This window comes from Streptomyces sp. NBC_01255 (assembly GCF_036226445.1).
Classification (GTDB): domain Bacteria; phylum Actinomycetota; class Actinomycetes; order Streptomycetales; family Streptomycetaceae; genus Streptomyces.
Window position 1 is genome coordinate 5,769,426 of sequence record NZ_CP108474.1, and the last position, 12,584, is coordinate 5,782,009.

The 12,584-nt window shown below is 70.4% G+C and carries 8 protein-coding genes; 7 read left to right on the plus strand and 1 reads right to left on the minus strand.

Translation table 11 applies throughout. The features are described from left to right. Positions 1-195: 195 nt before the first annotated feature. The 7 genes from OG357_RS26145 (at position 196) to OG357_RS26175 (ending at position 9,927) form a co-directional block, all read left to right on the plus strand. On the plus strand, positions 196-1,215 hold the full coding sequence (locus tag OG357_RS26145; protein ID WP_125753625.1) for a rod shape-determining protein: 1,020 nt from the start codon (positions 196-198) through the stop codon (positions 1,213-1,215). An 88-nt stretch (positions 1,216-1,303) separates the two neighbouring features. Beyond that, positions 1,304-2,314, plus strand: coding sequence for a rod shape-determining protein MreC (gene mreC / locus OG357_RS26150; protein WP_329623472.1), 1,011 nt, complete (start codon positions 1,304-1,306; stop codon positions 2,312-2,314). Then, entirely contained in the window at positions 2,311-2,979 is a 669-nt protein-coding gene (gene mreD, locus OG357_RS26155) for a rod shape-determining protein MreD (RefSeq protein WP_329623473.1), read from the plus strand. Before mreC ends, mreD begins: the two co-directional genes overlap by 4 nt. 19 nt (positions 2,980-2,998) lie before the next feature. Then, positions 2,999-5,185, plus strand: a complete 2,187-nt coding sequence (mrdA, locus tag OG357_RS26160; protein ID WP_329623474.1) for a penicillin-binding protein 2 — start codon at positions 2,999-3,001, stop codon at positions 5,183-5,185. A 4-nt stretch (positions 5,186-5,189) separates the two neighbouring features. Continuing rightward, the gene (rodA, locus tag OG357_RS26165; protein WP_329623475.1) at positions 5,190-6,389 is read left to right on the plus strand and encodes a rod shape-determining protein RodA; all 1,200 of its coding nucleotides are present in this window, start codon (positions 5,190-5,192) and stop codon (positions 6,387-6,389) included. A gap of 15 nt (positions 6,390-6,404) precedes the next feature. After that, entirely contained in the window at positions 6,405-7,946 is a 1,542-nt protein-coding gene (locus OG357_RS26170; protein ID WP_329623476.1) for a CYTH and CHAD domain-containing protein, read from the plus strand. Between the two features lie 52 nt (positions 7,947-7,998). Continuing rightward, on the plus strand, positions 7,999-9,927 hold the full coding sequence (locus OG357_RS26175) for a TIGR03960 family B12-binding radical SAM protein (RefSeq protein WP_329623477.1): 1,929 nt from the start codon (positions 7,999-8,001) through the stop codon (positions 9,925-9,927). A gap of 139 nt (positions 9,928-10,066) precedes the next feature. Here OG357_RS26175 and OG357_RS26180 read toward each other — a convergent pair whose 3' ends face one another. Then, positions 10,067-12,382: a bifunctional glycosyltransferase/CDP-glycerol:glycerophosphate glycerophosphotransferase gene (locus OG357_RS26180; RefSeq protein WP_329623478.1), complete on the minus strand. Its 2,316-nt coding sequence runs from the start codon at positions 12,380-12,382 to the stop codon at positions 10,067-10,069. Positions 12,383-12,584: the final 202 nt, after the last annotated feature.

The window sequence follows — 12,584 nt, forward strand, 5'->3', positions numbered from 1 at the left end:
GCACAACCCTGTGGGGCGACCGAAGGAATTTCGGTCGCCCCCAGGCATATGAACGGCAATCCCGGGAACGGATCGCCGCGTCCTGCCGTCACCAGTGTTGAGGTGGACCAACGCGCGGCATCCGCGCGGGCGGCACTACGATGGAAAAACTCCACGCCGCACCACTCTCAGCCATGGGAAATCAAGGGGAACTCAATGTCGTTCATCGGCCGTGACATGGCTGTCGACCTCGGGACCGCCAACACGCTGGTGTACGTCAGGGGCCGAGGCATCGTTCTGAACGAGCCGTCCGTCGTCGCGATCAACACCAACACCGGCGGCATCCTGGCGGTCGGTGCGGAGGCGAAGAAGATGATCGGCCGGACGCCCGGCAACATCGTCGCCGTCCGCCCGCTCAAGGACGGCGTGATCGCCGACTTCGAGATCACGGAGCGGATGCTCCGCTACTTCATCCTCAAGATCCACAAGCGCCGCTACCTGGCCCGCCCCCGGGTCGTCGTCTGCGTGCCCTCCGGCATCACCGGTGTGGAGCGACGCGCCGTCATCGAGGCCTCGACGCAGGCCGGTGCGCGCCAGGTGCACATCATCGAGGAGCCCATGGCGGCGGCCATCGGCTCGGGCCTCCCCGTCCACGAGGCCACCGGGAACATGGTCGTCGACATCGGTGGCGGCACCACCGAGGTCGCCGTCATCTCCCTCGGCGGAATCGTCACGGCACAGTCGATCCGCGTCGCCGGCGACGAGCTGGACAACGCGATCATCCAGCACATCAAGAAGGAGTACTCGCTCCTCCTCGGTGAGCGGACCGCCGAGCAGATCAAGATCACCATCGGCTCGGCCTACGACCTCGACAAGGACGAACACACCGAGATCCGGGGCCGCGACCTCGTCTCCGGCCTTCCCAAGACGGTGGTCATCTCCGCCGCCGAGGTCCGCAAGGCGATCGAGGAGCCGGTCAACGCGATCGTCGACGCCGTGAAGACGACCCTCGACAAGTGCCCGCCGGAGCTCTCCGGTGACGTCATGGACCGCGGCATCGTTCTCACCGGTGGAGGCGCCCTGCTGCGGGGCCTCGACGAGCGGCTCCGCCGCGAGACCGGCATGCCGATCCACATCGCCGAGGACCCGCTGGACTCGGTCGCGCTCGGCGCCGGCAAGTGCGTGGAGGAGTTCGAGGCCCTCCAGCAGGTCCTGGACGCCCAGCCGCGCCGCTAGAGCCGTACGAGCACCACACGGGCAACACCCCACAAGAGAACACGCACAGCCGAAGAACGAACCACGAGGAAAGGCACGGCCGCCGCACGTGAGGGACACACGAGAGAGCCGGCTGCTCCTGGTGCTGCTGATCGCCATCGCGTTCGCACTGATCACGGTGGACATCCGCGGTGGCCAGGAGTCACCCGTCGACGGTGCCCGGCAGGCCGCCGCCGCGGTCTTCGGACCCGTCGAGAACGGTGTGGCGGCGGCCGTCGACCCCATCGGGAACGCCATAGGCGCGGTCCGCGACTCCGGTGAGCGGCACACCCGGATCGCCGCCCTGGAGAAGGAGAACGCCGAGCTGAAGGCCGAGCTCGGCAGCGACGACCGCAACCGCAACCGGCTGCGCGAGCTCGACGCCATGCTCAAGACCGCAGGCGCCGGGCAGTACGGCATCAAGGGCGCCCAGGTCATCGCCATAGGAGCGGCCCAGGGCTTCTCCTGGACGGTCACCGTCGACGTCGGTGCCCGCGACGGCATCAAGCGGGACATGACCGTGCTCAACGGCTCCGGACTCGTCGGCCGCGTCACCACCGTCGGCCCGTCCACCTCCACGGTCCTCCTCGCCAACGACCCCGACTTCACCGTCGGCACGCGCATGGAGAAGAGCGACGAACTCGGCTTCGCCACCGGCCAGGGCGACGGCCCCCTGCTCGTCCAGCTCCTCAACGGCAAGGCCAAGGTGAAGACGGGAGACCGGCTCGTCACCTTCGGCTCCAGCGGCGACAAGCCCTTCGTGCCCGGCGTCCCGGTCGGCGAGATCGTCCGCATCGACCCCGCGGGCGGCGGCCTGACCCGCAACGTCTACGTCCGTCCGTACGTCGGCTTCACCAAGCTCGACATCGTCGGCGTCGTCGTCCAGGCACCCCAGTCCAACCCCCGCGACATGGTCCTGCCGCCGAAGCCCAAGCCCGCGCCGACCGTCACGGTCACCATCACACCGCCGCCACCGGACGGACAGCAGGCGAACGAGAACCAGCAGGGCGGGAACCAGCAAGGCCAGAACCAGCAAGGCCAGGACCGGCAGGGCCAGGACCAGGGGGACGCGACACCGTGAAGTTCAACCGCATCCTTCTCTCCGCGACCCTGATCGTGGTCGCCCTGGTCGTCCAGGTCTCCGTCCTCGCCCGCCTCCAACTCCCCGGCGCCGTCCCCGACCTGGTGCTCCTCACCGTGGTCGCCCTCGCCCTGGCCTACGGACCCGTCAGCGGCTCCCTGATCGGCTTCACCGCCGGTCTCCTCGCCGACCTCGCCCCGCCCGCCGACCACGCCGCCGGCCGCTACGCCCTCGTGCTCTGCGTCATCGGCTACCTGGTCGGCCTCGCCAAGCCCGAGAACGGCCGGCTGACCTCCGCGACCGGCCCCATGGCCGTCGTCGTCGTCGCGGCCGTCGGCTCCACACTCCTCTACGCGGGCGTGGGCGCCCTCGTCGGGGACACCGCCGCCCGCCATGTGGGCCTCGGCTTCCTGCTGTTCACCGCGGCGGTCTACGACCTGCTCCTCGCGCCCTTCACCGTGCCGCTCATCATGGCGCTGGCCCGGCGCGCCGAGAACGATCCGCTCGCCGACTCCGGCGGGGCGAACGGCACCGACGTGGCCTCCGGCTGGCTCTCCTCCGGCACGGGCCTGCGGATCGGCAACCAGCGCGGCGGCCTGCGCGTGAAGTCCGCCCGGAGCCGCGCCGCACGGGCCGGCCGCATCAAGGGCGTCAAGCGACTGTGACCGAGGGGGTCCCGGCAGTATGAGCAACATCCCCGAGACCGGGCGGACCCCGCGGGTCCAGATCCGGCTCGTCGTCATCCAGATCCTGGTCTTCTCGCTGCTCCTGACCCTGGGGGGCCGCCTCTGGTACCTCCAGATCCGCAACGGCAAGGAGTACACGGACGAGGCGAAGAACAACCACGTCCAGCAGGTCGTCCAGCCCGCCGTCCGCGGCTCCATCCTGGACGCCCGCGGCGTCCCGCTCGCCGACAACGAGACCCGCCTGGTCGTCTCCGCGTCCCGTACCGAGCTGATGAAGATAAAGGACAAGGGCAAGGCCGTCCTGACCCGGCTCGCGGACGTTCTCGAGATGAAGCCCGAGGACGTCATCAACAAGATCAGGCTCTGCGACTCCCAGACACCCAAGCCCTGCTGGAACGGTTCCCCGTACCAGCCGATCCCGGTCACCGACGAGGCCACCACCCAGCAGGCGCTGACGATCCGCGAGAGCACCGAGGACTTCCCCGGCATCACCGCCGAGCCCGCCGCCGTACGCCGCTACCCCGCGCCCGGCAAGGCCCGCACCTCGCAGGTGCTCGGCTACCTCTCGCCCGTCACCGACTCCGAGATCGAGAAGGCGAAGGACGGCGACTCGCCGTTCCTCCGCTCCGACCAGGTCGGCCGCTCCGGCATCGAGCGCACCTACGACAAGGAGCTGCGCGGCAAGGCGGGCGTGACCCGCTACGAGGTCGACAACCTCGGCCGGGTCATGGGCCAGACCGAGTCCGACCCCGGCGTCGCGGGCTCCACGCTCGTCACCAGCATCGACGCCCGCGTCCAGGCCGTCGCCGAGTACGAGCTCAACGCGGCCATGAAGCTCGTCCGCGGCGAGACCGACAAGATCACCAACCGCAAGTACGAGGCCGACGCGGGCGCCGTCGTCGTCATGGAGTCGAGGACCGGCCGCGTCGTCGCGATGGCCTCCCAGCCGGACTACGACCCCAACGCCTGGGTCGGCGGCATCTCGGCCAAGGACTACGCCGCTCTCACCAGCAAGAAGTCCAACTACCCGCTGCTCAACCGGGCCATCCAGGGCCAGGCCGCCGCAGGCTCCATCTTCAAGGTGGTGTCGGCGAGCGCCGCCGTACGGGCCGGCCACGACTTCAACGACAAGTACAACTGCAGCAGCTCCTACAGCCTCGGCAGCCGCAGCTTCGCCAACTTCGAGTCCCAGGGACACGGCCCCATCACCCTGGGCGAGGCCCTCAAGTTCTCCTGCAACACCGTCTTCTACGCCCTGGGCCACCAGGAGTGGCAGCGTGACGGCGGGATAAAGCCCAAGCAGGGCGCCAACGACTGGTTCTACAAGACCGCCCGGGACTTCGGACTCGGCTCCGAGACCGGCATCGACCTGCCCAACGAGGTCAAGGGCCGCATCCCCGACCGCCAGTGGAAGCAGAGCTTCTGGGAGGCGAACAAGGACGCGTGGTGCAAGCAGGGCAAGAAGGGCGGCACCTACGTCCAGCAGATCGCCTACGAGAGCTGCCTCGAAGGCAACCAGCTCAAGGCCTACGACAGCATCAACTTCGCCATCGGCCAGGGTGACGTCCTCGTCACCCCCATCCAGATGGCCACCGCCTACGCGGCCATCAGCAACGGCGGCACCCTCTACGACCCCACCGTCGGCAAGGCCGTGATCAGCCCCGACGGCAAGCAGGTCCGCGAGATCAAGCCGACGGCCCACGGCAAGCTGCCGGTCGGCGCCGAGACGATCCGCGACCTCGACAAGGGACTGCGGTCCGTCGTCGAGCCCGGCGGAACCGCGGCCTGGCGCTTCGGCGGCTGGCCCCAGGACAAGATCCCGCTGCGGGCCAAGACCGGCACCGCCCAGGTCTACGGCAAGCAGACCACCTCGTGGCTCGCGACCTACACCGACGACTTCACCATCATCATGACGATCTCTCAGGGCGGCACCGGCTCCGGCGCGTCCGGCCCCGCCGTGCGCAACATCTACGACGCCCTCTACGGCCTGGACGACGCGGGCAACCAGGACCTCAAGCGGGCCCTGCTCCCCGGGCCGCAGAGGGCCCTGCCGAAGGTCAACGCCGACGGCACCATCGACGCCCCCGACATCAAGGCGTACGACCCGAAGTCGCAGCTGGTCGCTCCCGTCGAGAACGCCGGTGCGCCGCCGCTCGCGGGCCCGCCCCCCGGAAGGCGGGACTGACCCGATGACGACACGTACCAGCTTCTCCGTCTCCCGGTACGCACCCGAGCGCGGGCCGGTCGCGAGGCTCACCGCCCGCGACTCGATGCTCCGCCGCCTCGACTGGCCGATGCTGCTCTCGGCGCTGGCGCTCTCCTTCATCGGGGCGCTGCTCGTCTGGTCCGCCACGCGGAACCGCACCGAGCTGAACCAGGGCGACCCGTACTACTTCCTCTTCCGGCACGCGCTCAACACCGGCATCGGGGTCGCCCTGATGATCGGCACGATCTGGCTCGGCCACCGCACCCTGCGCGGCGCGGTCCCGATCCTCTACACCCTCTCGATCGTGCTGATCCTCGCCGTCCTCACCCCGCTCGGCGCCACGATCAACGGCGCCCACGCGTGGATCGTCGTCGGCGGCGGCTTCTCCCTCCAGCCCAGCGAGTTCGTGAAGATCACGATCATCCTGGTCATGGCGATGCTGCTGGCGGCCAAGGTCGACGCGGGCGACCAGCTCCACCCCGACCACCGCACCGTCGCCAAGGCCCTCACCCTTGCCGCCCTCCCCATGGGCATCGTCATGCTGATGCCCGACCTCGGCTCGGTCATGGTCATGGCCGTCATCGTGCTCGGCGTGCTGCTCGCCTCCGGCGCCTCCAACCGCTGGGTCCTCGGCCTGATCGGCGCGGGCATCGGGGGCGCGGTCCTCGTCACGACGCTCGGCATGCTGGACGAGTACCAGATCAACCGCTTCGCGGCCTTCGCCAACCCCGACCTCGACCCCGCGGGCGTCGGCTACAACACCAACCAGGCCCGCATCGCGATCGGCTCCGGCGGCCTCCTCGGCGCGGGCCTCTTCAAGGGCTCGCAGACGACGGGCCAGTTCGTCCCGGAGCAGCAGACCGACTTCGTCTTCACGGTGGCGGGGGAGGAGCTGGGTTTCGTCGGCGCCGGTCTGATCCTCGTCCTCCTCGGGATCGTGCTCTGGCGGGCCTGCCGGATCGCCCGCGAGACCACCGAGCTCTACGGCACGGTCGTCGCGGCCGGGATCATCGCCTGGTTCGCCTTCCAGTCCTTCGAGAACATCGGCATGACGCTCGGCATCATGCCGGTCGCGGGCCTGCCGCTGCCGTTCGTGTCGTACGGCGGTTCGTCGATGTTCGCGGTGTGGGTGGCGATCGGGCTGCTGCAGTCCATCAGGGTGCAGCGCCCGATGACCGCATAGGTCTAGATTCGTCTCATGGCGGAGACGAAGCGCGAGATCGAGCGGAAGTACGAGGCCACGAGCGGGACCCGGGTTCCGGACCTCACCCGGGTCCCCGGGGTCGCGGCCGTCGTGGACCGGGGCGTCATGGAACTCGACGCGGTCTACTACGACACCCCCGACCTGCGGCTCGCCGCCGACGCCATCACCCTGCGGCGGCGCACGGGCGGGGACGACGAGGGCTGGCACCTCAAGTTCCCGGTCGCCTCCGGTATCCGCGACGAGATCAGGGCCCCGCTGGCCGACACCCTCCCGGGTGAGCTGGCGGGGCTTCTGCGTTCCCGGGTCCGCGGCGGCGAGGTCGTCCCCGTCGTCCGCCTCCGCTCCGCGCGGGACGTCCGCCACCTGACCGACGCGTCGGGCACGCTCCTCGCCGAGCTGTCCGTCGACACGGTCCGCGCCGAGCGGCTGCCCGGGGGAGCGGAGGCCACCTGGAAGGAGATCGAGGTCGAACTCGCCGACGACGACGCCGACGAGGCGATCCTCGACGCGGTCGAGAAACGCCTCGCGAAGGCCGGCATCCGCGCCTCGGAGTCCGCCTCCAAACTGGCGAGGGCCCTGACGGAGACAGAGACGGAGACGGAGACGGCACCGAGCGCCGAGGCCCCGGCCGCGGACAAGGCCCCCGCCCCCGGCACCGCCGGGCACGCCGTCCTCGGCTACGCGCGCGAGCAGGTCGACGCGATCGTCGCGCTCGACCCCGCCGTCCGGCGCGACCTGCCCGACGCCGTGCACCAGCTGCGGGTCGCCTGCCGCCGCCTGCGCAGCGCCTTCACGTCGTACCGGAAGGTCCTCGACCGGGACGTCACCGACCCCCTCGGCGCCGAGCTGAAGTGGCTCGCGGCCGAGCTCGGGATCGCCCGGGACCAGGAGGTGCTGGCCGAGCGGCTGCGCGGCCGGATCGGCGACCTGCCCCGGAGCCTGCGGCTCGGACCGGTCCGCGGCCGGCTGCGGACCTGGGCCGCGGCCCGCGCCCGGGGCGGCCGGCGCCGTACCCTCGCCGCGCTGGACTCGGCCCGCTACCTCGCCCTCCTCGACGCCCTCGATGCGCTGCTCGCCGACCCGCCCCTGCGGAAGGCCGCGGCCCGCGACGCCCGAAGGGTGCTCGCCCGGGCCGTCCTCAGGGACCACGACCGCCTGGCCGCCCGCGTCGACCGGGCCCTCGCCCTCGACCCCGGAGAGGACCGCGACCTCGCGCTCCACGCGGCCCGCAAGGCCGCCAAGCGCACCCGGTACGCCGCCGAAGCCGCCGCGCCGACCCTGGGGAAGCCCGCACGCAAGGTCGCCAAGCGTGTGAAGTCCGTCCAGTCCCTCCTGGGCGAACACCAGGACGGCGTCGTCGCCCGCGAGGCCCTGCGCGAGCTCGCGACCCAGGCCCACGCGGCCGGGGAATCCGCTTTCACCTGGGGACTTCTCCACGGCCGCGAGGAAGCGGCGGCGGAGGCCGCGGAGCGGGAGCTCCCCGGGGTCTGGGCCAGGGCCGCGGCCCCGGAAATCCGCGCGGCGCTGACCCGCTGAGCACCGGGGTACGCTTGAGAGTCGCCCCCCTGCCAGCTCACGAAGGTTCGAGATGTCTGCTGCCGAGTCTGTCTTCCCGCAGCTCGAAGCTCTGCTCCCGCACGTGCAGAAGCCGATTCAGTACGTCGGTGGAGAGCTGAACTCCACGGTGAAGCCGTGGGAGTCCGCCGATGTCCGCTGGGCGCTGATGTACCCGGACGCGTACGAGGTCGGTCTGCCCAACCAGGGCGTCATGATCCTGTACGAGGTGCTCAACGAGCGCGAGGGCGTCCTCGCCGAGCGCACGTACAGCGTGTGGCCGGACCTCGAAGAGCTCATGCGCGAGCACAAGGTCCCGCAGTTCACGGTCGACTCGCACCGTCCCGTCGGCGCCTTCGACGTCTTCGGCCTGAGCTTCTCGACGGAGCTCGGCTACACGAACATGCTCACCGCCCTCGACCTCGCCGGCATCCCGCTGGAGTCGAAGGACCGGACCGTCGACCACCCGATCGTGCTCGCCGGAGGCCACGCCGCCTTCAACCCCGAGCCGATCGCGGACTTCATCGACGCGGCGATCATCGGCGACGGCGAGCAGGCCGTCCTCGACATGACCGAGATCATCCGCGGCTGGAAGGCCGAGGGCAGGCCGGGCGGCCGCGAGGAGGTCCTCCTCCGTCTCGCGAAGACCGGCGCGGTCTACATCCCGGCGTTCTACGACGTCGAGTACCTGCCGGACGGCCGCATCGGCCGTGTCGTGCCCAACAGGTCCGGCGTGCCGTGGCGGGTCTCCAAGCACACCGTCATGGACCTCGACGAGTGGCCGTACCCGAAGCAGCCGCTCGTCCCGCTCGCGGAGACCGTCCACGAGCGCATGTCCGTCGAGATCTTCCGCGGCTGCACCCGCGGCTGCCGTTTCTGCCAGGCCGGCATGATCACGCGCCCCGTGCGGGAGCGAAGCATCACCGGCATCGGCGAGATGGTCGAGAAGGGCCTCAAGGCGACCGGCTTCGAGGAGGTCGGCCTCCTCTCGCTGTCCTCCGCCGACCACACCGAGATCGGTGACATCGCGAAGGGCCTCGCCGACCGGTACGAGGAGGACAAGGTCGGCCTGTCGCTCCCCTCGACCCGTGTCGACGCGTTCAACGTCGACCTGGCCAACGAGCTCACGAGGAACGGCCGCCGTTCCGGCCTCACCTTCGCCCCCGAGGGCGGCTCCGAGCGCATGCGCAAGGTCATCAACAAGATGGTCTCGGAGGAGGACCTCATCCGGACCGTCTCCACCGCGTACGGCAACGGCTGGCGCCAGGTGAAGCTGTACTTCATGTGCGGCCTGCCGACGGAGACCGACGAGGACGTCCTCCAGATCGGCGACATGGCGGTCAAGGTCATCGCCGAGGGCCGCAAGGTCTCCGGTCAGAACGACATCCGCTGCACCGTCTCCATCGGCGGTTTCGTCCCCAAGCCGCACACCCCGTTCCAGTGGGCGCCGCAGCTGTCGGCCGAGGAGACGGACGCGCGGCTCACGAAGCTCCGCGACAAGATCCGCGGCGACAAGAAGTACGGCCGCTCGATCGGCTTCCGCTACCACGACGGCAAGCCCGGCATCGTCGAGGGCCTCCTCTCGCGCGGCGACCGCCGTATCGGCTCGGTCATCCGCGCGGTGTACGAGGACGGCGGCCGCTTCGACGGCTGGCGCGAGCACTTCTCGTACGACCGCTGGATGGCGTGCGCCGAGAAGACGCTGCCCGGCTTCGGCGTGGACGTCGCCTGGTACACGACCCGCGAGCGCACCTACGAGGAGGTCCTGCCCTGGGACCACCTGGACTCCGGTCTCGACAAGGACTGGCTCTGGGAGGACTGGCAGGACGCGCTCGACGAGACCGAGGTCGAGGACTGCCGCTGGACGCCGTGCTTCGACTGCGGTGTCTGCCCCGCGATGCAGACCGAGATCCAGGTCGGCCCGACGGGCAAGAAGCTGCTGCCGCTGTCGGTCGTGAAGTAGCACGCCGCAGGCACAGGACCGGACGAAGGCCCGGCCACGGACATCCGTGGCCGGGCCTTCGTCCGTCCGAAGCGGTGGCTTCACCGGATACGAAGAGGCGCCCGGAGCCATCGGCTCAGGGCGCCTCTTGTGCGTGTCGCTAGTGGTCGGACCCGGCCGCGGTGAGCTCGTCCTGGTCCGCCGGCCGGGGGCGGAGCACCCCGGGACCCTCGGCCGATCGCGGCGCCGGGGCCGGGTGGCGCTCGGCGACGGGGACGACGGCCGGCCGCAGCGACTCCTCGCCGAGGAAGACCCGCCGGACGACCCGCTCGGCCGCGAAGCCGTCGTCCCAGGCGCAGAACCGCTCCCGGAAGGCCTGCCGCAGGGTGGCCGCCGGCTCGCCTTCCCAGGCGCCGCTGCGGAACGCCTCGATCAGCTCGTCCTCGGTCGTCGTGAGCACACCGGGGGTGTCGCCGGGCTCGCCGGAGAGCAGGTCGAAGGTGACGCCTCGGCAGGTCCGGTACGCCTCCCAGTCGTCGGCGTACGTGACGATCGGCCGGTCGAGGTTGGCGTAGTCGAACATGATCGACGAGTAGTCCGTGATCAGGGCGTCCGCCGCCAGGCAGAGCTCCTCGACGGACGGGTGCCGCGACACGTCGACGAGCGCGCCCCGCTCGGCGAGGGAGCTCAACTCCCGGTCGGCGCCGTAGAAGTAGTGGGCGCGGACCAACAGGACGAAGTCCGGGCCGAGTTCGCGGGCGAAGCGGGCGAGGTCCAGCCGGGAGACGAAGGCGTCCTTCTGGTGGTCGCGCACGGTGGGGGCGTACAGGATCGCCGTCTTGCCGTGCGCGATGCCGAGCTCGTCGCGGATCCGGCGGACGTCCGCCGCGGTGGAGCGGTAGTAGACGTCGTTGCGCGGGTAACCGGAGTTCACGGTCCGGAAGGCGGCCGGGTAGACCCGCTCCCAGTTCTCGGTGGAGTGCTGGTTCGACGAGACGCTGAAGTCCCAGCGGTCGACGCGCTCCAGCAGCTTCCCGAAGTCCATGCTGCGGGAGACGGCCGGGTAGTGCTGCTGGTCCAGGCCCATCCGCTTGAGCGGGGTGCCGTGGTGGGTCTGCAGGTGGATCTGGCCGGGGCGCTTGATCACGGCGTCGGGGAAGTTGACGTTGTTGACCAGGTACTTGGCCCGGGCGAGCGCCTTCCAGTAGCCGAAGGTGGCCGGGGCGATCCGCTTCAGTCCGGGCTGCACACTGCCGGCGTACTCCTGGTTGACGATCCACACCCCGCGGATGCCGGGCGCGAGCCGCTTGGCCGCCTCGTGCACGGCGAGCGGGTTGCAGCCGGGGGTGCGGCCCCAGTACGCCGAGTACACGGCGAGGTTCTCGTCGACGGGGAGGCGGCGCTGCACGGCGTAGTAGGCGCGCAGGGCCTTGCGGCCGCCCCAGCGCTTGGACCGGCCGACGGAGCGGATGCCCGCCTCACGGGTGCCGTTGACCACCTTGAGGCCTTCGAAACCGGTGTACGAACCGCTCCGCAGCACCTTGAACTTCAGGCCGAGGATGCCGGGCGGCGGGGTGAAGCCCGCGGGTTCGAGGTCGCGGTAGACCTTGGAGGCCTGCTTCAGGTACGCGCGACGGTGGCCCTTCGGTATGCGGAAGTCCCGGGCGAAGGTGAACAGGAAGTGGGAGATCATCCGCGTGAAGACGGCCGTGCGGTACTCGTCGAGGCCGGGGCGGCCGTCGAGGTACTCGAAGACCCTCCGGTACTGGTCGAAGATCACGAAGTGCTTGCGCGGGGTGCTGCTGCGCATCGAGCTGCCGACCCGGCGCTGCCGGTACTCGACGACCACGTACTCCAGACCCGCGACGCGCTGGGCGACGGCCATGGACGTGTAGACCATGAGCGCGTCCTCGTACAGGCCGTCGGTGAAGGCGTAGCCCTCGCCGGTGAAGAAGTCGCGGCGGTAGAGGCGGTTCCAGACGACGGCGAACATCCGCAGCAGTTCGAGGCGGTCGGCGGGGCGGATCACCTGGTCGCGGATGCCGGCCAGGTACGGGCCGGAGTTGCTGGGCTCGACGGCGCCGTCCACATGGGTGCGGACGTGGTCGAAGAGCAGGACCTCGGGGTCCTCGGCCTCGGCGAGCCGGTCCGCCATGGCCTCCAGGGAGCCGGGGCGGATCGAGTCGTCGCCGTCGATGAAGAGCAGGTAGTCGCCGCGGGCGTGCTCGACGCCGGTGTTCCGGGCGGCGCCGATGCCGCCGTTCTGGGCGCGGTGGACGGCGCGCACCCGCGGGTCGCGCGCGGCGAACTCGTCGATGATGGCGCCGCTGCCGTCGAGGGAGCAGTCGTCGACCGCGATGATCTCGAAATTCCGGTAACTCTGCGTAGTCACCGATTCGAGGCACTCGCGGATGTAGCCCTCGACCCCGTACACCGGGATGATCACGCTGAATCGGGGGGTATCTGCAGCCGGCATGCGTCGTGTCTCCTCAGTCGAACCGCTCAAGCGCAGTATGCAGGAGGCCTTCCGCACCCCGGAAACCGCAGCCACTCGTGTGCGGGGTGAACATCCTCTTCCTTGCGGGTGAGGGACGGCCCAACGACGGGAGAACGCCGGAATTGCGGATCGTCTACCCTGGACAGCTGCGGCGGCCGGGGGCCGCCGCACAGTCATGCAG